This is a genomic window from Roseibacillus persicicus, from assembly GCF_014651675.1.
Classification (GTDB): Bacteria; Verrucomicrobiota; Verrucomicrobiia; order Verrucomicrobiales; family Akkermansiaceae; genus Roseibacillus; species Roseibacillus persicicus.
This window is the reverse complement of record NZ_BMXI01000023.1, coordinates 1-20,052: the sequence shown is the minus strand read 5'-3', so window position 1 is coordinate 20,052 and position 20,052 is coordinate 1. Positions and strand designations below refer to the sequence as shown.

16 protein-coding genes are annotated in these 20,052 nt (G+C 56.4%); 6 read left to right on the top strand and 10 right to left on the bottom strand.

Features of this window, described 5'->3' with window-relative positions; translation table 11 throughout:
- Window positions 1–89 precede the first annotated feature (89 nt).
- Entirely contained in the window at window positions 90–719 is a 630-nt protein-coding gene (locus IE099_RS19640; RefSeq protein WP_229809608.1) for a superoxide dismutase, read from the top strand.
- A 106-nt stretch (window positions 720–825) separates the two neighbouring features.
- Here IE099_RS19640 and IE099_RS19635 read toward each other — a convergent pair whose 3' ends face one another.
- Both IE099_RS19635 and IE099_RS19630 read right to left on the bottom strand, forming a co-directional pair.
- A complete protein-coding gene (locus IE099_RS19635) occupies window positions 826–2,010 on the bottom strand; it encodes a formylglycine-generating enzyme family protein (protein ID WP_189574157.1) in 1,185 nt (394 codons plus the stop codon).
- A gap of 83 nt (window positions 2,011–2,093) precedes the next feature.
- On the bottom strand, window positions 2,094–3,389 hold the full coding sequence (locus tag IE099_RS19630) for a Gfo/Idh/MocA family protein (protein ID WP_189574154.1): 1,296 nt from the start codon (window positions 3,387–3,389) through the stop codon (window positions 2,094–2,096).
- Between the two features lie 164 nt (window positions 3,390–3,553).
- Here IE099_RS19630 and IE099_RS19625 point away from each other — a divergent pair, with 164 nt between their 5' ends.
- From IE099_RS19625 to IE099_RS19615, 3 genes are read left to right on the top strand one after another with little or no spacing between them, the layout of a single operon-like run.
- Window positions 3,554–3,973: a thiol-disulfide oxidoreductase DCC family protein gene (locus tag IE099_RS19625; RefSeq protein WP_189574151.1), complete on the top strand. Its 420-nt coding sequence runs from the start codon at window positions 3,554–3,556 to the stop codon at window positions 3,971–3,973.
- A 43-nt stretch (window positions 3,974–4,016) separates the two neighbouring features.
- Entirely contained in the window at window positions 4,017–5,273 is a 1,257-nt protein-coding gene (locus IE099_RS19620; protein WP_229809607.1) for a competence/damage-inducible protein A, read from the top strand.
- A 12-nt stretch (window positions 5,274–5,285) separates the two neighbouring features.
- Window positions 5,286–5,693, top strand: a complete 408-nt coding sequence (locus IE099_RS19615) for an HIT family protein (protein ID WP_189574145.1) — start codon at window positions 5,286–5,288, stop codon at window positions 5,691–5,693.
- On the opposite strand, the gene IE099_RS19610 is transcribed toward IE099_RS19615, so the two are convergent.
- The 4 genes from IE099_RS19610 to IE099_RS19595 form a co-directional block, all read right to left on the bottom strand.
- The gene (locus IE099_RS19610) at window positions 5,639–6,637 is read right to left on the bottom strand and encodes an ADP-ribosylglycohydrolase family protein (RefSeq protein WP_189574142.1); all 999 of its coding nucleotides are present in this window, start codon (window positions 6,635–6,637) and stop codon (window positions 5,639–5,641) included. The two genes, IE099_RS19615 and IE099_RS19610, sit on opposite strands and share 55 nt — an antisense overlap.
- Before the next feature lie 48 nt (window positions 6,638–6,685).
- The gene (locus IE099_RS19605; protein ID WP_189574139.1) at window positions 6,686–8,107 is read right to left on the bottom strand and encodes a sulfatase-like hydrolase/transferase; all 1,422 of its coding nucleotides are present in this window, start codon (window positions 8,105–8,107) and stop codon (window positions 6,686–6,688) included.
- A 96-nt stretch (window positions 8,108–8,203) separates the two neighbouring features.
- Window positions 8,204–8,857: a PEP-CTERM sorting domain-containing protein gene (locus IE099_RS19600; RefSeq protein WP_189574137.1), complete on the bottom strand. Its 654-nt coding sequence runs from the start codon at window positions 8,855–8,857 to the stop codon at window positions 8,204–8,206.
- A 154-nt stretch (window positions 8,858–9,011) separates the two neighbouring features.
- Window positions 9,012–9,749: a hypothetical protein gene (locus tag IE099_RS19595; protein ID WP_189574134.1), complete on the bottom strand. Its 738-nt coding sequence runs from the start codon at window positions 9,747–9,749 to the stop codon at window positions 9,012–9,014.
- Between the two features lie 238 nt (window positions 9,750–9,987).
- On the opposite strand from IE099_RS19595, the gene IE099_RS19590 reads away from it, so the two are divergent.
- Window positions 9,988–11,766, top strand: coding sequence for a DEAD/DEAH box helicase (locus IE099_RS19590; RefSeq protein ID WP_189574131.1), 1,779 nt, complete (start codon window positions 9,988–9,990; stop codon window positions 11,764–11,766).
- 15 nt (window positions 11,767–11,781) lie between these two features.
- Here the strand turns inward: IE099_RS19590 and IE099_RS19585 are convergent, their stop codons facing one another.
- The 4 genes from IE099_RS19585 to IE099_RS19570 all read right to left on the bottom strand — a co-directional run bounded on the left by IE099_RS19585 (window position 11,782) and on the right by IE099_RS19570 (window position 19,197).
- A complete protein-coding gene (locus IE099_RS19585) occupies window positions 11,782–13,143 on the bottom strand; it encodes a C39 family peptidase (protein ID WP_189574129.1) in 1,362 nt (453 codons plus the stop codon).
- Between the two features lie 126 nt (window positions 13,144–13,269).
- Window positions 13,270–14,739, bottom strand: a complete 1,470-nt coding sequence (locus tag IE099_RS19580; protein WP_189574127.1) for a DUF1501 domain-containing protein — start codon at window positions 14,737–14,739, stop codon at window positions 13,270–13,272.
- A 1-nt stretch (window position 14,740) separates the two neighbouring features.
- Complete coding sequence (locus IE099_RS19575; protein ID WP_229809606.1) at window positions 14,741–17,626, bottom strand: PSD1 and planctomycete cytochrome C domain-containing protein; 2,886 nt, start codon at window positions 17,624–17,626, stop codon at window positions 14,741–14,743.
- Window positions 17,627–17,910: 284 nt separating this feature from the next.
- The gene (locus IE099_RS19570; protein WP_189574125.1) at window positions 17,911–19,197 is read right to left on the bottom strand and encodes a hypothetical protein; all 1,287 of its coding nucleotides are present in this window, start codon (window positions 19,195–19,197) and stop codon (window positions 17,911–17,913) included.
- An 80-nt stretch (window positions 19,198–19,277) separates the two neighbouring features.
- Here IE099_RS19570 and IE099_RS19565 point away from each other — a divergent pair, with 80 nt between their 5' ends.
- Window positions 19,278–19,964, top strand: coding sequence for an FG-GAP-like repeat-containing protein (locus tag IE099_RS19565; RefSeq protein WP_189574123.1), 687 nt, complete (start codon window positions 19,278–19,280; stop codon window positions 19,962–19,964).
- Window positions 19,965–20,052 lie beyond the last annotated feature (88 nt).

Below are 20,052 nucleotides of genomic sequence, written 5' to 3'. Positions count from 1 at the left end.
AAAACGATTGGCATGCTTTGCTTCGCGGGAGAGCGTTTTGACATAAGGTCGAGACGCTGGCAAAACGAAACTGACACAGAAAACAGATCATGGCTTACGAACTACCCGAATTGGGATACTCATACGACGCCCTGGAGCCGCACATCGATGCGCGCACTATGGAGATTCACCACAGCAAGCACCACGCAGCCTACATCTCTAAGGTCAACGCTGCCATCGAAGGCAAGGCTGACCTCGAGGCCAAGAGTATCGAGGAGCTGATCTCCGACCTCGATGCTGTTCCTGAAGACATCCGCGGCGCGGTGCGCAACAACGGCGGCGGACATGCCAATCACAGCCTTTTCTGGAAAGTCATCGCTCCCGGCGGTGCTTCCGAGCCGAGCGGTGAACTCCTGGAAGCTATCAACGCTGCTTTCGGCTCTCTCGACGCGATGAAGGAGAAGTTCGCCAACGCGGGCGCGACTCAGTTCGGCTCCGGCTGGGCTTGGTTGGGTGTGAAGGCTGACGGCACTGTCTGCGTGAACTCGACTCCGAACCAGGACAGCCCTCTCATGGGCAAGGCCGCTGGAACTTGTGGTTGCACTCCGATTCTCGGACTCGATGTTTGGGAGCACGCTTACTACCTGAACTATCAGAACCGTCGCCCGGACTACATCTCCGCTTTCTGGAACGTGGTCAACTGGGACGTGGTCGCTGCCAACTACGCGGCCGCGAAGTAAGCGCTCTTTCCGAAAAAGACTTTATCAAGGCAGTCCGCACGGGCTGCCTTTTTAGATCTATGGAAAAACTAAAAAACAGAGTGGTTCGGCCTTCCCGAGCGAAAGCCTAAAAATCCTCAGCAGTGCGCTCGGGCGAAATGAAGTCGGTGTTCCAAAAGAGATGCATCTCTTCAACGGAAGGAATAGCCACCGGACGCACCACCCGAAAACCAATGTGCTGGCCATTGGTATGATACCAGACTGAGTTTGGATTCTGGGGGTCTTGCATCTTGAGGTCCTTGTGGGAAGCGACGCGGGCGGCAGAAGCCAGCATCTCGGCGTCATCATCCCAAGACCCTCCTCGAATCACCCGCGGGTAGCGTTTGGAGGGAAAGAACCAGGGATTCTCCGTGCCGTCCTTGAGCTTGCTCAGAGCGTCGATCTCGAAGCTATCGATGGTCCATTCCGCGACATTGCCGTGCATGTCGTAGAGGCCCCAGGGGTTGGGCTTCTTCTGACCGACCTTTTGATACGTGAAGTCGCTGTTGTCGATATACCAGCCGTAGTCGCCGAGCTGACTCGCGTCGTCACCGAATGAATAGGTGGTAGTTGTTCCCGCGCGGCAGGCGTATTCCCACTCGGCTTCGGTGGGAAGGCGATAGAAGTGGCCCGTTTGGGCTGAGAGCCACTGGCAGAACTTGGCGGCGGCATGGTTGGTCATATCCATCGCGGGGTAGTCCTTTTCGTTGGCGAAGCTCCCGCTCATGAACATGTCGTGATACTGGATAGTGGGCTGGGAAACCGCGTCCACGAGAGTCGACTTGTCCAAATCCGGTTGCTCGGAGGTGTAGCGGTCGTTGTCGAGATCGCGGCTGCCGTCTTTGTTCCGGGGTTTATCAAACTTTGGGTCGTTGAGATAGAAGGGGTTGTAGTGTGCCCAAGTGACTTCGGTGGCCGACATCCAGAAGGGAGAAAGTTTGATCTTGGGTTGATCGGCGGCTGGGTCGCCCATCTGAAACTCCCCTCCGGGGATGGCCACCAGCTTGAGGGGGGCATCTGCGGCCTTGGGAATCGCAAGTTGATAGGCTTCATGGCCTTCCTCCTTGGCTTTTTCCACAATCAGAGCGTGGATCCTCTTGGTGAGCTCCAGTTGGTCGGCAACCGGCAATGTGGCGGGCGCTGCTGGCAAGACGGTGACGGTATAGTCCTTAGCCTCGGAGCTCTTGCTGGAGTCTTCGGGAGCAGTTGGTTGTTCCTCGCAGTGGGCTAGACAGGGCAACAGGGAGGCCAGGAAAAAGGGATGGAAATTCATGATGGGAAAGGGAGAGGTCGGAAAAAAGGCCCGCTGATCAAGCGAGCCTTTCATTCTAAAATGCCTTAAAGAGCTTTCCGAGTTTAGGCGAGAGTGAATTGGCCCGGGATCGGCATGCTCTGTGGCTGAAAGTCGTCGCTGAACTTCAGGTGGTCAGGCGCGAGGTCGAGCTCGGAACCCCAGAGGTCGTCCCAAGTGACTTTCTTGCCTGTCTGGGCCGCGTAAGCTCCCAAGAGACAGTGAGCGGTGGAGCGAATCATGTGATCGCCACCATCGATGCGCTTGCCAGCACGAAGGGCTGCGAAGAGTTCATTGTGCTCTACCTGATACATGTCCTGCACCTCGCCGGGCTTGGGCTTGGAGCGCCAGATCATTTTACCAGCAACGTCCTTGGCGTAGCAACGACCGGGGCCAAAGACGGTGGCTTCTTCACAAGTCACGCGGTCGATGACCTCGTTGTGAACACCCTGAATCTGGCGCTGGGAGACGTGGCAAAAGACGTCGTCGGCATATTCGTAGGCCACATTGTGGTGGTCGTAGACATTGCCGGGATCGGTGCGGCCGACTTTGCCGCCGGTGCCGATGGCTGCGATGGGCTGGGCATCGTTCATAGCCCAAGCCACCTTGTCGGTGGTGTGAATCGCCTGCTCGAGAAGGGCGCCTCCGGAGAGCCAGTCGAAGTTGATCCAGTTGGCGACCTGCCACTCGACGTCGCCCATGCCTTCAGGCTTCTTGGCGTCATTGGCCAAGGGGCGAACAGGGCTGGCTAGGTAGGTGCCCCAAACCGCTTTCACGCGACCATACTCGCCGGAAGTGATCTTGCCATACGCTTCCTTCACCGCCGGGTGGAAGCGCCAGCAGAAGCCGTGTTGGATGGAGAGGTTCTTCTCCTTGGCTTTCTTGACCGACTCGAGCACCGAGCGAAGACCCGCAGGGTCGACTGCCATGGGCTTCTCGACAAACATATGAATGCCCTTTTCCACTGCCGCCGCGATGTGGCGGGGGCGGAAGCCGGGAGCGGCGGTGAGAAGCACGACGTCGATGCCGGAATCCATCACTTCTTTGTAGCAATCGATGCCGGTGAACTGACGCTCGGGGGGAACGATGGCGCGCTCACCCAGGGAAGCGATATTCTTGAGGCAGCGGTCCATGGGCGCTTGGAAGGCGTCGCCAGCGGCCCACACCTTGACGTTGGGATCCGCCTTGAGAGCTTGCACGATGGCCCCCGAGCCACGGCCTCCACAACCGATGATTCCAACCTTGATGGTATCGTTGTTTCCGGCTTGGGCGTTGGCGATGTGGGGCATGCCCATGGCAGCCAGGGTCCCGGCAGCAGTGGCAGTTTTGAGAACTTGGCGGCGAGTAGTTGGAATATTCATATGGAAGTTACTTTGGTGAAATACTGTTAAGAGATGCCCTTTCTGTCGATAAAACTTTCCGAGGTGTCATATTTTTTAGAGAGGGTCAGTTTCAGTTCGATGACCATTTTTTCCCCCTGGTCGGCTCTCGCCAGATTGGGTTTCAGGGGTTAGCTTATCAGACGATGGATTCGGGAAAAAATGTCGTGTTCTTTGATGGGGGCTGCCTGCTTTGTTCGGGGGTGGTTCAATGGTGCCATCGCATGGATCGGCACGAGCGCATTTGGTTTGCGGCTCTCGATAGCAGCTTTGCGGCCAAGCACCGGAGCGAGCTCGGTTTGCCTGACCCCGGTGAGGGGGCAGAGACTTTTGCTTTTTGGAATCAGGAAAAGGGCGAAGTATTCTTTCGCAGTGACGGGGCGATTCAGATGTTGCGGGAGCTGGGTGGCATCTGGGCGGGTGTGGGAGTTCTGATGTCCTGGATGCCCCGTTTTCTGAGAGACGCCAGCTACAATTTCATCGCGCGAAATCGACGGAGATGGTGGGGCTCATCGGAGGAATGCACCCTGCCGCCTGCCAGCCTGAGGGGGAAAGTTCTCGAGTAGAACCGATTTTCTCCAAATCCCTATTTGAGGAATCTGGAAAAGGGTGGAAGCTGCCAGCGTGCGAATCGAAATTCTCAATACTGGAACTGAGCTCTTACTGGGTTCAACACTGAATACCCACGGACATTGGATGGGGCAGGAGCTACTGAAGATGGGGCTGCGGGTTCAACGGCAGACCACGGTTCCTGATGGAGAAGCGATTCACGAGGCCATGAGGGAGTCCGTGATGCGTAGCGACGCGCTCATAGTCACCGGAGGTCTCGGGCCGACCAGTGATGACCTCACCCGGGAGGCAACCGCCGAAGTCCTGGGGATCGAGATGATCGAGGACGAGCAGGCGGTGCGAACCATGCGCGAGTTTTTCCGTGCCCGAGGTTATGCCGCGATGCCTGAGGGAAACCGGAAACAGGCTCTCGTCCCTGTGGGAGCCGATGTGCTGCCCAATGCCAACGGAACCGCGCCGGGGATCTATGTTCCTCCACGTTTGGGTCAGGCTTCCGCTTGTGCCATTTTTCTTTTGCCCGGGCCTCCCAGCGAGCTGCGGCCGATGTTTCACGAAGAGGCCGCCCCCCGTTTGCGGGCTCTCGCTGGGATCGAGGATGCGGGCGAGGCTGTGGAGCTAAAGTTTGTGGGGATCGGCGAGAGCTCATTTGCGGATGGGATTGACGAGGACCTGCAGGCTATCGAAGGCTTGGAGTTTGGCTACTGCGCTCGCTTGGGCGAACTCGACCTTCGGCTCATTGGGGGAAATGATGCCATCACCGCGGCCCGCGACTTGGTAGCGAAGTCCTTTTCGAAGCAATACGTGAGCGATGACGGTTCCAGCCTGGAAGAGGTCGTGGTGCGCGAGATGGCCTCACGAGGCTTGAAGCTGGCAACAGCGGAAAGTTGCACCGGCGGGTTAATCGCCAACCGCGTGACGAACGTTCCGGGTTCCAGTGCGGTTTTGACCCACGGCTTTGTGACGTATGCCAACGAGGCCAAGGTCGGCGTGCTGGGGGTCAAAGAGGAAACCTTGGCGAAGGTCGGAGCCGTCAGTGAAGAAGTCTGCCGGGAAATGGCGGAGGGAGCCCTCGCGGCCAGTGGGTCCGACTTGGCAATCGCGGTCACTGGGATCGCGGGTCCCGGTGGAGGGAGTGATGAGAAGCCAATCGGAACGGTTTTCGTCGGTCTGGCTCAGAAGGGAAAGGAGACCTTTGTTCTCACAAAGTGCGACCCCCGAAATCGTCTCTCCTTCAAACAACAGGTCAGTCAGCTCGCCCTCGATTTGGTTCGCCGTCGGGTGGTTCATGGCGAATAGTCCAGCCATCCCATGACGCCCTTCGAAGTCCATCCCCGTCTCCTGAAAAGTTCCTTTGAACTCGCACAGCGGAAGAGCTGTCATGTTCTTTTAAAGGACAACAGCCATTTCCCCTGGTTCCTCATCGTGCCCGAAGTGGCCAATGGGGAAGAGGACCTTCACCAGCTGACCGAGGAGCGCGCGGCAGAGGTAATGTCGCTGGTGCGCGAGGTATCTCAATTCGTAAGCGAGTATTTTCAACCGGAAAAGCTCAACGTGGCCTGCATCGGCAATCAAGTCCGTCAGATGCATCTCCACGTGGTAGGCCGGACACCCCACGACCCCGCCTGGCCGGGGGTGGTCTGGAGCTGCGATGCGAAGCAATCCTACACCTCCGAACGAGTCTCCGAGATCCGATCCGCATTCTTGGAAAGGCTATAAAGGCCATCGACCCACTTTGGGTCCACTCCGTTGTTTGCTCCGAGCAGCGCTCCAACGATCACCCCGCGGTGACAGTTGTCGCCGCCAACCTGAGCGTTGGCTGTAATACCGGCATCGAAATCGTCGTGATACTTCCAAGCGAGATAGAGTGCGGCAGGAAATGCCTCCGCAATGTAGCAGGCGGGACTGAGGACTCTTCCGATAATCACGTCGTCCGGGCGAATGGACCAGCGCTGGGCTTTGGCGGTGGAGAACCAGTCGCCTGCCGCTTTGGCAATGGCCTCGCGCATGGGAACCCCGTTTTCCATCGCCTTGAGCAATCTGGCTAAACAATCCGCCGCACGTAAAACATTCGAGTGCCGATGGGTGAGGGCGACGTGTTCCTTCACCGCGGTGCGCCAGTCAGCATCCTCGGGAAGAGAAGCCAGAAGGGCGGGGACCTGTGCCAAACCGCCAATGTGTTCGTCCTTGATTCCGCACTTCCGCCTGTTCTTTCCATTGGAATAGTTCGTGAAAAATCCCCGATGATACTCTTCCAAATAGGTGTCGTTGTGACTGCCCGGGTTCAACATGAATTGGATATAGATATCCAACCACAAGCCGGGATCGTAGTGCCCGGTGGTGGCAACCTGCCGGTGAAGCAAAGTCGCGAGCTGCAAGTTGATGGTGTTCTCGCCAGCCTTTAAAAATTGATGGTAGTGAATTCCTCGCTCAGCTCCCCAATATTGGGCCTGCTCATGGAGAATCTCTCCGCGTTCATTGACGGGACTGTATTGTGAGCGCCAGAGGATACTGTCCGGGTGAGGGTTGTCGGGCGCCATGTAGTGGTCGACAACACCGTAGTCCTCGCGCAAGGCCTCGCGGTCATAATACCAATGCACCGGCATCGAAAGGGCATCGGCAGCTAGTGAACCCAAATACGCTTGTTGAAGAAAGATCGACATTGTGCAGTTTACCCCATCTTTCCCACCTTGCGAATGAATAAGAGAGTTCTACTTCGGTTCTTCGATTGGCGCCGTGTCATAGATTTTCGCCGAGTCCTTGCTCCAGAAAGGCGAGGAGTCCCAGAGGGGAACTGTCGCCAGCGAAGACTCCCAATCGCCTAGCAAACGGAAGAGCTTTGCGAGTTCCTCTGGCTCCGATGTCGCGAGGTCATTCCGCTCGCCAGGATCGGCCGCCGGGGCGAAAAGTTGCGCCGGCCGGTGGGAGAGCTTGATGAGTTTCCGATCCCCGGCCAACACTGCCGATTGCCCCTGAAGCCGCCAAAAGAAAAGGCGTTCCGCTGGCTTTTCTTCGGATTTCTTTTGGAAAAAGGGCAGAAGATTTTGTCCGTCGTAGGGACCGTATGTTTGGTTCGAACGGTTGCGGTTGCGTTGGTCCTCGTAGGAGGGCGCGGGCTTGAGCGGGAGAGGTTCGGCCTCCGCTGCCGCCAGGAAGGTGGGCAGGAGATCCATCGCCGAAACGGCCTCGGAATAGACTGCTCCCTGCGGCAAGCGAGCTGGCCAACTGAATAGGAAAGGCGCCCGGACACCGCCCTCCCGCAAGGATCCCTTTCGACCTGCGAGGGGGCCATTCCAGGAGCCATTGTTGGTCGCCCCACCGTTGTCTGAGAAAAAGACAATGAGGGTGTTTTCGAGTTCACCCGACGCTTGCAAGTGCTCCAAAAGCCGTCCCACCCCTCTGTCCAGCGCATGCATCATCGCGGCATAAGTCCGCCTCTTCGGATTCGAGATGTGTCGGTAGAGTGCGAGGTCCTCCCTGGTCGCCTCCATCGGAGTATGGGGCGCGTTGAAGGAGGCGAAGAGGAACCAGGGTTGCTCTCGCTTTTCCTTCAACCAAGCCAGCGCTTCATCGGTGAAAAGGTCGGTGAGGTAGGGCGAAGGGAACTCAGTCAGCGGGGTGCCGTTTTCTTCCAAATGATTCTGGTCCACCGTGGGAAAGTAGCCGTGGCTGCCATTGAGCATGCCCAGGAAGTGGTCGAATCCCCGGGCGTTTGGATGAAAGGGCTCCGCCATACCCTGGTGCCACTTGCCAATGAGGGCAGTCGCGTATCCTGCAGCCTTGAGGTGATCTCCCAAGGTGTGCTCGCTGGTAGGCAGACCAAGAAGTTCCGGACGGGTGGGGTAGCCCGGCGCGGGCTTGTTGAGATTGCCCTCATAGCCAAAGCGGCGGGGGTCTCGTCCGGTCAGAATCCCCGCACGCGAAGGTGAGCAGACCGAGGAGGGAACGTAGCCTTGGGGACAAAGAATCCCGTTCGTCGCCAGACTGTCGATATGCGGAGTCTTGATGACCTCCGAACCCATACAGCCCAAATCTCCGTAGCCCATATCATCGGCGAGAATCATCAGAATATTGGGCTTCTGAGCCGCCAGAGCCGAGCCGAAGGAGAGGAAAAGAAGGAAAGTGCGTATCATGGTGAGCAGTGAACTCAGGGAAATCCCAAGGGTCACGGCCAAAAAAAAGCAGCCTCGCGATGAGGCTGCTTTAAAAAATCTGGTCGTAATTCAATCTTATCGACGGCGACGAAGAAGGGTCAAGAGACCCAAGCCACCGAGAAGGGCTGCGGAAGGTTCGGGAACGGGAGCAACTCCAAAACCTTCCAAACCACCTGTCGCAGAGGGGGTAGTGCTAACGACAACAAATCGCTCATCGGGATCAGCAAAGCCGTCCACGTCTCCAGTAGTGATTCCGTCCTTCAATGCAATGTTAGAATTTCTAGTTTCTACATTGACTCCAACCCAAGCTGCGCCGGGGTCTGACCCTGGAACTCCAAAGGTGTCCTCAACATTTCCGTCGAGCTGAATCTGCAGAGCATCATCGCCATTAAAGGTAAATGATTCCTCGTGAAATTGAATCACACCAACGCCGAAGGTCGCATCAAGGTAGTCACCGATGTCCGATGTTCCGATAACAAGAACTTCGCCAGCAGCTAGGCTTCCAGAGCTGAGTGTGAAATCTGTCGAAAGAGCTGCACCATTGGTCCCCTTTAGAACGGTTAGTGCGGTCGATGAGAAGTCGATTGTGGATGAGCCAGTATTGAAGAGCTCGATTCCTTTTGGCGTAGAGCCGGAGTCAGTCTCGACATATTGGGATATAATAAGGGCTCCCGAGCAGAAATTGGAGAGACTACAGGCGATGACGGATAGAAATAATTGTTGTTTCATTGGGGACACTGGTTGGGTTTGGATGCCAATTCTCTTTTTCTTAGCTATTAAGAATTTAAGGAATGAAGCAGTTATTGAGCCAATAATGGAAGCAAATTCGGTGACAAAGTCTTAAAGAAGCCGCCAATAGTTGGGATTGTTAAGTTTCTTATTATTAACGGCGACGGCGCAGGAGAGCGAGAAATCCGAGGCCTCCGAGGAGGGCTGCAGAGGGTTCTGGAATGAAGGAGGGGTTGACGCTCCCGTAAGTTGGAGCAAGTGAACCAGAATCGAAGTCGCTCGGGACAAGTTCAGGCCCTCCAGCTGCGGCAAAAGCTCCAACGCGCTCGTCTACCAAGCCGAAATCGATGGTTACGGTCTGGAACCAATCTCCGGTCGTTCCATCCCTGAAGACGAGCAAAGGTTCAAACTCTCCGTTGAAAAGGATATCGGTCCCTCCCAACGTTGCTCCGTAGAGAGCAGTATCGTCATCAGTGCTATCAGAAACGCCAACGGCGTCGAAAACGGTGCCGAGAGAACTCAGGTCTACTGTTCCATTGTCTGTCGGATCCAAATCATCACCGATAGTGCCAGTGAAGGCGTCAGTAAGAATGACGGTGAAAGAAGGGTTCTCGAAGTCTGGAATGGCAACCGTGGCAAAACCATTCGCATCGTAGGAACCCGTGACATTGGAAGCTCGGTCTACAGTTCCTAGAGCAGAGTTGGTATCATTCTCAAGGGAGAGAATCCAGAGATCGAAAGTGTCCAAAGGACTTCCTCCAGACAGCTCGATCGAAGATGATGTTGGGTCGCCTCCGGCGGGATTGGGTTCGAATTCACTCAGAACAACTCCGGCAGCCCCTTGAAAAGAAGCGGTGAAAGCAAGTAGGAATAGTGGGATCGTGGTTTTCATAATCGGTTGGAAGCAGCAGGGGAGCTCACCTTGTTTTTTCGTAGCGGGGGATAAGAAGCACGGGGTGAGCCAAGATGGAATGGGTTAGATGTGACAAAGATGTGACCCATCCACTAATAATCCCGATTTCTATTTCTTTTCTCATAGGTCCCTGCTAAGGCCCTCGGCCCCCGCAGCGCCTTGAACGCCTTCTTTGAAAGGCATTTTGGAACTTCAAGTCATCGTGGGGATATTGACCATGAGTGAGTTATCGTTTCAAGAGTTGGGCCTGCCGGAGAATCTTTTACAGGCAGTCAAGGGGTTGGGTTATGAAAATCCATCCGCTATTCAAGCATCCGCCATTCCGGCTGCGATGACAGGGGAAGACCTCATCGGCCTTTCCCAGACCGGGTCCGGAAAGACCGCGGCCTTTGCTTTGCCGGTTTTGGCGCGCATTGATTTGGCGGACGAGTCTCCCCAGGCCCTCATCGTCTGTCCGACCCGCGAGTTGGCCAACCAGGTTTGTGAGGAAGTCCATGACTTGGCCAAGTTCATGCCGGGTTTCCGCGCCTTGCCGGTTTACGGCGGTGCTCCCATCGACCGTCAGTTGCGCGCCTTGCGCAAAGGGGTTCATGTCATTGTGGGAACTCCGGGGCGCCTTCAGGATCACCTGCGCCGCGGCACCTTCGACCCCAAGAATATCCGCACCGTCGTTCTCGATGAGGCCGACCGGATGTTGGACATGGGGTTTCGCGAGGAAATGGAGGAATTGCTCTCGGAAATGCCCGATGAGCATCAGACCCTCTTTTTCTCCGCTACCATGAACAAAGCCGTGGGCGGGCTGATTCGCAAGTTTGGCAACAATCCGCGCACCATCGAGATCGAGCGCAAGACTCTGACCGTGGAGGCCATCGAACAAGTTTCCTACGAGGTGCGCAATCGCTCCCGCGTGGAAGTTCTTTCCCGTATCCTCGATATGGACGAGCCCCGTCTCGCGGTGGTCTTCTGCAACACCCGTCGCGTGGTGGACGAGGTCACCGAGACCCTGAACGCGCGCGGTTATTCTGCTGACCGACTTCATGGCGACATTTCCCAGGACCAGCGCGAGCGCACCTTGGCCCGCTTCCGCAAAGGCACTGTCGAGGTTCTCGTCGCGACTGATGTGGCGGCGCGAGGCATCGATATCGACGAGATTGACCTCGTTGCCAACTACGACCTTCCCCAGGACCCCGAAGACTATGTGCACCGAATCGGCCGGACTGGTCGCGCGGGGCGCAAAGGCCGGGCCGTGACCTTTGTCTATGGCCGCGATATCTACCGCCTGCAGAACGTCGAGCGCTACACCAAGCAGCGCATCCCACGCGGTCGCATCCCTTCTCTGGAAGAAGTGGGCGGCAAAATCGCGGACCAACTCTTCGAGAGCGTGCGTGAGAAGTTGGAAGCGGGGGAGTGGAAAGACTACTCCGAGCAAATCGACCGTCTTCTCGATCAAGGGCACACCGGAACCGATATCGCTTCGGTCCTGTTCAACATGCTTTCAGAAAAGTCAGGTCGCGAGGGCCAGGAGATCGACGAAGATCGCCCCGGCCGTCGTCGTGAGCGCGAACCACGCGACCGTGGCGGCGAGATGGGCGGTGACCGTCGCGAGCGCAACGTGCGGGGAGACCGCGGGGAGCGCAATGAGCGCGGTCCCCGTCGCAGCCGGGACGATAGCGGCGAGGCCGAGCAGGGGATGACCCGTCTTTTCCTCAATATGGGGAAGGCCCTTCACCTCCAGCCCAAGGATATCGCCGGGCTCCTCTATAATGAGGCCAATCTGCCTCCGGGTTCAGTAGGCCGAATCCACATGTTCCCCAAGCATTGCCTCATCGAAGTGCGCAGTGACGTGGTGGAAGATGCCATCGCGGTCTCGAAGGACGCCAAATTGCGCGGCAAGCCCTTCCGCCTCGACTTTGACAAAAACACCGGAGCCCCAGGCGGAATCGACGGGGGCCACGGTGGCAAGAAGCCCTACCGCGGGCAGGGCGGCCGGCGTTAAGCGACCGCTTGGAACCTAGCGTGTCGGCAGCATCGCGTAGATGGCTGTCGTCATGCAGAAGGCTTCGTCCGCTCTCATACGCTTCTTCTCGTGGCCTTCGCCCCAAGAGTCCGAGTAGATGATTTCTTGGGTTGCCTCGTCATAGCCAATGATGAGGCGCATATGCCCGCCGTGAGACTGGGGGAGGTCGCCTTCCTTGAACATTCCCAAATAGAGCGTCCAACACAATGGCACCCCTTGGTCGATATACTCCTTAATCTTGTTGTTGAAGAACTCGAAGCCGTTCTGGTCCGCTTTCACCTCACGGAAAATCTCGGGATCGACACGTGACCAGAACATGGTGGGGGAGATGATCCATTCGTCGAGGTCGTAATCGAAAGTCGCTTTCTCCGCCTTCTTGGCGGCGCGGTTGTAGTAGCGGATGTCCCGCTTGAACTGGTTCTCGTCGAACTCGATGATTTTGATTGTCCGGACGTTGGCCTTGCCGGTGATGGAACGGAAGGCCTTTTCCATCGCTTCCATCGAGGTGCCTCCGCCAGCAGAGGTGTCCGCCAGGCGGGCCATTTCATGCTGGTCAAAGTCGCGCCCATAGAAGCGAATCACCCGTTCGATCGTCGCGACCACACAGTAGCCTTTACTACCTTGGTCCACCATGGGAACTCCTTCCAGAAAGGTCGACTTGCCTTCGGTTTTGACCCGGTCCGCCAAGTCATCGCGACGAACGGTGGTCTTGGTGTCCGAGGTGGCATTGAGAGGGGCGATGCGGAGGCGGATGAACTCGGGTCTCTTTTCGCGCCGGTTGATGGAGCCTTCGAGGAGGTAGGCGGAATTTCCTTTCTGCCAGATCCAGCCGGTAATGGGGAGTGCCCCCCGCTGGTCGCGGGATTTGGGTCGGACTTCGAGCAATCGGTCCAAGCTCGCCTTCCAAGCGTCGAGCTCGGTTTGGTATTTGGTCGGCCCAATTTCCGAATCATCACCACGATTGTAGAGGGAGATGGTGACTCCGGAGAGGCCGTTGCCTGTCCCCCGGATGACGATTTCTCCCAGTTCCTTTTCATCCAGAGAGTAGCCTCCGCGCTCGGAACGGAGGCCCTTGTGGGCAGAGGAAAGCCAATCCAATTCGGGGAGAACAACTTCGTATTTTGAGATGTTGACTCCGTGCTTCTTCAGGCGCTCGAGGTCCGCGGGAGAAATTCCTCTGATCGGCTCGTCTTCCTTCGTCTCGGCCGCGCCAAATTGGCCTTTTACATCCGTTAGCTTTTGTTCCCAGAGGCTCGGGGAGAGCAGCAGCTCGTCGAGCTTTTTAGGAGAGGGGGACTCCTGTTCTGCTTGGACGAAAGTGGAAACCGTTAAGAAAAGACCCAAAAAAGCTCTCATGTTTCCTATACAACTTTAGTGCGCGTTGGGTGTCGAGAAAAAGTTGTGTGAAAGTTATGTGAGAGATTGTTATTTAATGTATTTTTTTGAGTTTGATGAATCGGTAATGTTTTGCCGGGAGGGGAGTTATGCCAATATGTCGTGGACCACTTTAGGTGAAGCCGTCGGCCCAATGAGCCGTTGATTCAATCCCTGATACGGGAAGCTGTGCTTGTGCGGGTCGAGCCCGAGCAGGTGTTGGATAGTTGCCTGGAAGTCCCGCACGTGAACCGGGTTGTCGACGACCGAGTAGCCCAAGTCGTCAGTGGTTCCGTAAGTGATTCCCGGCTTGACTCCGCCTCCAGCCATCCAGGTTGTGAAGCAATCCGGATGGTGATCGCGACCTAGGAATTTAGAGCCTCCACGGGCTTCGTTCATGGGAGTGCGGCCAAATTCACCTCCCCAAATCACGAGAGTCTCCTCCAAAAGTCCCCGTTCTTTCAGGTCGGTCAACAGAGCTGAGATAGGCTGATCCGTCTCGCGGCATTTTTGCGGAAACTGGGTTTCCAGATCGTCCACTTTCGCTGTTCCGTGGATATCCCAGCCCCAGTCGAAGAGCTGCACGAAGCGGGTGCCTTGCTCAATCAGACGACGAGCTAACAAGCAGTTGTTTGCAAAAGAGGCTTCACCGGGTTTCGCTCCATATTTGGAAAGAGTCTCCGGGCTTTCTTTTGATATATCCATTACTCCGGGGACGGAAACTTGCATGCGATAAGCTAACTCATATTGCTCGATGCGAGTTAAGGTTTCGGGGTCTTGATATTGCTGAAGTTCCAAGCGGTTGAGTTTACTGAGTGCATCCAAACTCTTGCGGCGGACCTTGCGGGACATTCCCTCGGGATTGGAGACATAGAGAATGGGATCGCCTTTCGCGCGACATTGCACGCCTTGATAAACGGAGGGGAGAAAGCTGCTGCCCCACAGGGATTTTCCGCCGGAAGGGTTCTTTCCGCCGGACACCATGACCATGTATCCGGGGAGATTGTTGTTCATCGAGCCGAGTCCGTATGTGATCCAAGAGCCCATGGAAGCTCCCCCGAACTGCGAGCTTCCGGTGTGGAGAAGGAGCTGGGCGGGAGCATGGTTGAATTGATCGGTATGCATCGATTTGATGAAGCACAGGTCGTCGACATGCTTTGCCAGATGCGGCATGGTCTCGCTGACCCAAGCCCCGGATTCGCCATATTGCTGGAAGTCGTAGATCGAACCCAAGAGCTTGGGGCGTCCTTTGATGAAGGCGAAAGTCTTGCCCTCGATGAACTCCTGGGGACAGGGCTTCAAGTGATGCTTCATCAGCTCGGGCTTGTAATCGAACATCTCGTGCTGCGGAGGGGAGCCGGCCATGTGGAGGTAGATCACCTGCTTGGCCTTGGGCGCATACATTGGGAGCTGCATCTCCGCAGAGGGCTTGGTGTCGGCCGCAGAGGCGCTCTGGCCCATCAGTTGCCCGAGAGCGAGCGCTCCCAGTCCAGCATTGCAGCGTTGCAAAAAGTGCCGCCGGGTCAGCGCGCTGGCACGGGTGAAAGCGAGTTCGTTGAGTGGGTCGATGGTGTTCATGTTACTTGCAGAGAAAGGCGTCGAGATTGAGCATGACGTTGGCGACCACCGTCAGGCTGGCCAGTTCGGCCGCGTTGTCGAGAATGGCTGGAGTCGGAGTATTGCCGGCCAGTTTGAGGGCTTCCTGCGGGGAGTCCTGATAGTCTAGGAGAGTCTCCTGATAGAGGTCTTCGAAGGCGTCGAGCTGTTCCTCGCCAGGCTCTTGCAGGAGGACCCGGAGGTAACCTTGTCGAATCTTTTCCCTGAGGTCGGGGGAGTGGCCATCCATGATCCGGGCCAAGGCTTGCGAGGCTTCAACGAAGACAGGATCGTTCAGGGTCATGAAGGACTGCAATGGTGTATTGGTGCGGAAGCGGCGGAGGACGCAGACGTCCCGGGTAGCCATGTCGAAGGTCTCGAAGAGAGGATGTGGGTTGGAGCGCTTGAGGTAGGTGTAGATCGCACGTCGATATCGATCCGGACCGGTGCTTTCCACCCAGACCGTGGAGCCCGAGAAGGCATTGGTGAAGGTCTTGATGGGAGACGGGGGGTAGACGGGCTCGCCATAGAGCTTGTTGGTCAACAGCCCCGAGGCCGCAAGAGCCTGATCCCGCACAACCTCGGCGGACAGGCGGAAGCGCGGTCCGCGGGAGACGAGGATGTTGCGAGGATCCTTTTCCAGACGTTCAGGAGTGGTGACCGAGCTTTGGCGGTAGGCTTCCGAGGTCACGAGGAGCTTGAGAAATTTCTTCGTGTCCCAGCCGCTATCGCGATATTCGCTAGCCAGCCAATCGAGAAGCTCGGGGTGCGAGGGGAGAGTTCCCTGGGTGCCAAAGTCTTCCTCGGTTTCCACGATCCCGATCCCAAAGAAGCGAGCCCAATAGCGATTGGCTGCTACGCGCGCGGTAAGGGGGTTGTCATCGTTCACCAGCCATTGGGCGAGGGACAAACGATTGCGGGGTGCTCCTTCCGGCAGGCTTCCAAAGGCTACGGGAAGGGCGGGTGAGACTTTCTCCCCGGGTTGCATGAATGATCCCCGGGTCATCATGCGGGTCTCGCGCTGCTTGTCCGGAGGGAGATCCTGCGCGATGGGTACGCGCACAGGCTTGGTCTGCTGCTTTTTCAGTTCGGCGATTTCAACCGTGATTGGCTCCAGAGTATTGTTCTTGAATTTTTCAACCGGATTCTCCACCGAGGTGGTCGCCAGACGAACTCGTCCCGCGGTCATTCTTGGCCATTGCGATTTGAAGACCAGTTTGACCTCCAGACGGCTGCCCTGCGGAGCGGTGAGTGGCTCGGCAAGTTCGAAGACCGCGGTTCTCTTGGCGCGGAAACCTTCCTTGTCGTGCTTGACCGCCCATCCATTTTCGTGGGGCTCGTCGCCAATGAGGTTTTCAACTCCATAGTTGGGTTGGGAATGATCGGCGGCAGCGCTAGCGAACTTTCTCACTGTCCGGGTGCCGTCGGGTGAGATTTCGACCAACCTGACCTGGCTCATCACCATCGCTCCCGATGGAGAGCGTCCCACATTGTCATTGTGTCGGCGGTCGGGCAGCAACTCGAGCCGAATCGCGGTGACAGGCTCCACTGGAGTGGGCGCGGCCAAGGTGTAAGTCGGGTAATCGGCATTGGGACCTTTGGCAATAACGGACCCGTCGCTCTCTTTCTCAAGAAGGACTTCCTCGGTCGCGTGCACCTCGTCCAGAGGCAACAGAAACCAGGGAGATTCGCTGACGGCTCGTTCTTCTAACTGAGAAATTCTGGCATGAATCTCAGCCAGTTTGCTCTCATCGGCCTTGGGCATGACGTCCATGCGGGGATTGTCGTCCCGCCTGTCGGCGTCCGCCGTCTGGTTGAAAAAGGCATAGAGTTGATAATACTCCTCATGGCTGATGGGATCATACTTGTGGGTATGGCACTCCGCGCACCGGACAGTCAGCCCCATGGCGGTATTGATGGTGGTGCTCAGGCGGTCCTTGACGGCGATGGTGCGGAACTCTTCGTCATTGGTTCCACCTTCGTTATTGTTCATCGTCAGGCGATGGAAAGCGGTGGCCAGTCGTTGCTGCTCAGTCGCCTCGGGGAGAAGATCTCCCGCCACCTGTTCGATGATGAATTCGTCGTAGGGCTTGTTGTCGTTGAAGGCCTCGATGACCCAGTCTCGCCAAGGCCAAATGTCGCGGTGCTCGTCTCCGGAATAGCCCACGGTGTCCGCATAACGCGCCATATCGAGCCACATGGACGCCCAGTGCTCCCCGTAATTGGGTGAGGCCAAGAGCCGATCGGCGGCCTCGCTAACCGCCTGGCGTGGGTTCTTTTCGTAAGCCAATTTGAAGGCCTCGACTTCGTCCAAGGAGGGGGGAAGACCGATCAGGTCCAGAGAGAGACGTCGAATCATCTCAACCGCATCCGCTGGTTCAGTCGGGCTCAAATCTGCGGATTCCAGCCCTTTCAAGATGAAGGCGTCAATGGGGTTCTCAGCCCAGCCCTGTTTCTCCACGGCTGGAGGAGTGTGCTCGGCGATGGGGGCGAAGGACCAGTGGGTCTCATATTGGGCTCCTTCTTTGATCCAAGTCTCCAGCAAAACGATCTGCGATTCCGAGAGGGTATGGCCATGTTCCGGGGGCGGCATGACGTCATCGGGATCGTCGGTGCGGACCCGTTCGATGAGAGTGCTTTTCTCGGGATGATGGGGCACGATTGCGGCGTAGCCTTGGACCTCCGCGGTCGCTCCTTCGAAGGTGTCCAAGCGCAGGTCAGCCTTCCTATCCTCAGGATCCGGACCGTGGCAGCCAATGCAATTCTTCGAGAGAATGGGGCGAATCTCGAAGTTGAAAGAGACCTCGGCTGCAAGGTTCCCAAAGGTCAGCAACCCGATTGGAAGTGTGAGGATGGATTTTGAAAGCATTCTAGGAAGATTCAGGGTCAATATACGGCAAAGTTTCGTTTGTTGTGTCAATTTGGCGTCTGAATTCTGGGTCTGCGCCTCTCCCGCTCCTTTGCTCGTATTGCAAAGAAGAGAAGAGGACTGCTGAACCCGAAGACGAAGCCTTTCTACCCCGCGAAGACGAAGCCTTTCTACCCCGCGAAGACGAAGCCTTTCTACCCCGGTTACTTCCGCTGGGGGGCGAAATTGGAACGAATTGTGAGTCAACTTTCCCAAGGCGAGGACCACCTGGCCAGCTTGCCAAGCTACTCCGTATCGGGGAGGGGCATGCCAATCGGGTCGACCGGTCTCCCGGTGGCATCGATCACTTGGTAGGTCGAAAAGTGGATGGAGGTGAGTCCGTTGGCATCAGTCTCTTGGTGAACCTTCGTGAAACCCTGTGGTCCGACATCTTCAGTCTGCCAATCTTGGCTCGAAAGGCCGTCCGCGTTCTCGCCTGGTCGGTTTTCGAAATGGATCTGTTGGCTCACTCCAAAACCATATCCCGTCACATTGCCCGTCTGGCGGATTCCGGTCCAATCGTCTCCGTTCTCCTGAATAATCTCGATGGTAGCCTCTTCTCCAAATCGGGAGAGAACGGACGGCATCGTCATGATATCGGTTCCTTTTTGCTGAGCTAAATTCCTCATGACAAGCTCCATTCCCTCGTTTCGCACTCTGGATTGGAGGTCAGTGATACTCTCGTTGGTCTGGACGACTTTACTTGTAACGTGGACTTGCTTAGTCGTGCTGGTTGACGCGAGTTCCTCTATGATTTGAGAGAGTTTCTCAAGTTGAGTGGCATCGTCATGAACAAACAGGTTTGCTGTGACTGGGTCAAATAGGATTTCGGCGTCGGAATGTTGATTGAATCCTATTTTTGCTAAAAGAGTCGGTACTGAATCATCAGGATTGGACATCTCTTTCGGTAGTAATCCTCGGATGACATCTCGAATGTAGGGAGATACTCGAAAAGATTGAGTGAGGAGTTCAGAACTCGTTGAATTCGATTTTTCATCAAAGCTTTCGAAATGGAGTTGGGTCTCGGCCCGCTCAAGCCTTGCGTCAAAAATGATTCCCGCCATCCGAAGAGCGGTGATGAGAGAGCCGCCTTTCCAAGAAAAGTCCTTTCGGTCACCGAGGTTGTCCGGGTAGCTGACGGAGAATCGGAGAGGCTCTTGTTTAGTCACCGTGCAAACGTCGATATAAGATTGGAGAATCATTTGCACCAACTCGGGGAGACTGACGTTTTCCGCTTCGAAGGCCGGAAGGTGGAACTTTGGCAGATGTTCGGGTTCGTGTGTGCCGCCATCGGGAAAGTTCTCCGACGGTTCGATCCCTTCGCTGGGGACGAGAGCGAGCAATCGACTCGTTCCCGCGCCGGATTTCGTTGTGGTCTGCGAGGCTCGGAGGGCTTGATTGGATTTGCTCGCTTGCCTCGGTCGATTGAGTTTTTCCCGCTTCGCTTCCGCTTTTGACCTTCCTGCATCGAGCGCAAAGAAGATGGCGAGAAAAAGAAGGAGTCCACCAAGAACCAAAAGACCTTTGCGCATTTGAGCAGTCAAGGTGCTTTGCTATCCCTCGTCAAGGTTGCGAGAACGGGAGAGAGACGACCGTATCAGTCAGGATATCTATGAATACAAAATCGACCCTGACTCTCATGGCTCCCACTCTCATTCTCGCTGGCGGGCTATGGGCGCTCGTGGGGGAAAAGGCGGCGCCGACTTGGCAGCGGCAGTTGTTGACCCTGGACTTTCTTACCGAAGGAGTTTCTCTCGGGGACTTGAATGGGGATGGAAAGCCGGACTTGGTGGCAGGAGCCTATTGGTTTGCGGGGCCGGACTTTGCGGAAGCCATTCCTTACCGACCAGCCACCCCTTGGAAGGTCAAAGGCTATGCGGAAGACTCGTTTTTGAGCTGGGTCGATGACCTGGACGGAGACGGCCACGAGGATATTCTGATGGTTTCGAGACCCGGGAACGAGGCGACCTGGTATCGCAATCCGGGCAAAGAGCCGAGCCCATCATGGGAGGCCCATCGAGTGGCCGAAGGAGTGGCGACCGAGTGTCCGGAGTGGACCGACTTGACGGGGGATGGACGGCCCGAACTTGTTTACATGGAAAAAGGGCGTTTCGGATTCGCGGAGCCCAATTGGGAGGACACTACCCAGCCTTGGAAATTTCACCCCATCTCGGAGGTGGTTGCGAACACTCCTTATGTCCATGGTGTGGGCGTCGGGGATGTCAATGGCGATGGGCGAGCCGATCTCTTGGAAAAAGGGGGCTGGTTCGAACAACCCGATAGACCGTTTTCCACATGAACTTGCCGTTATTCGGAGTAGGGATTGCAGACTGATTTAAGAACATCAGGTTCCTTGAGGAGCGCTCGGATGGATTGAAAAACCTTCT

Coding starts and splice junctions, on each gene's coding strand:
- IE099_RS19630 (WP_189574154.1), bottom strand. CDS start 3,389: ATGAATATTCCAACTACTCGCCGCCAAGTTCTCAAAACTGCCACTGCT.
- IE099_RS19590 (WP_189574131.1), top strand. CDS start 9,988: ATGAGTGAGTTATCGTTTCAAGAGTTGGGCCTGCCGGAGAATCTTTTA.
- IE099_RS19625 (WP_189574151.1), top strand. CDS start 3,554: ATGGATTCGGGAAAAAATGTCGTGTTCTTTGATGGGGGCTGCCTGCTT.
- IE099_RS19640 (WP_229809608.1), top strand. CDS start 90: ATGGCTTACGAACTACCCGAATTGGGATACTCATACGACGCCCTGGAG.
- IE099_RS19580 (WP_189574127.1), bottom strand. CDS start 14,739: ATGAACACCATCGACCCACTCAACGAACTCGCTTTCACCCGTGCCAGC.
- IE099_RS19600 (WP_189574137.1), bottom strand. CDS start 8,857: ATGAAACAACAATTATTTCTATCCGTCATCGCCTGTAGTCTCTCCAAT.
- IE099_RS19615 (WP_189574145.1), top strand. CDS start 5,286: ATGACGCCCTTCGAAGTCCATCCCCGTCTCCTGAAAAGTTCCTTTGAA.
- IE099_RS19585 (WP_189574129.1), bottom strand. CDS start 13,143: ATGAGAGCTTTTTTGGGTCTTTTCTTAACGGTTTCCACTTTCGTCCAA.
- IE099_RS19570 (WP_189574125.1), bottom strand. CDS start 19,197: ATGCGCAAAGGTCTTTTGGTTCTTGGTGGACTCCTTCTTTTTCTCGCC.
- IE099_RS19595 (WP_189574134.1), bottom strand. CDS start 9,749: ATGAAAACCACGATCCCACTATTCCTACTTGCTTTCACCGCTTCTTTT.
- IE099_RS19575 (WP_229809606.1), bottom strand. CDS start 17,626: ATGCTTTCAAAATCCATCCTCACACTTCCAATCGGGTTGCTGACCTTT.
- IE099_RS19635 (WP_189574157.1), bottom strand. CDS start 2,010: ATGAATTTCCATCCCTTTTTCCTGGCCTCCCTGTTGCCCTGTCTAGCC.
- IE099_RS19610 (WP_189574142.1), bottom strand. CDS start 6,637: ATGTCGATCTTTCTTCAACAAGCGTATTTGGGTTCACTAGCTGCCGAT.
- IE099_RS19565 (WP_189574123.1), top strand. CDS start 19,278: ATGAATACAAAATCGACCCTGACTCTCATGGCTCCCACTCTCATTCTC.
- IE099_RS19605 (WP_189574139.1), bottom strand. CDS start 8,107: ATGATACGCACTTTCCTTCTTTTCCTCTCCTTCGGCTCGGCTCTGGCG.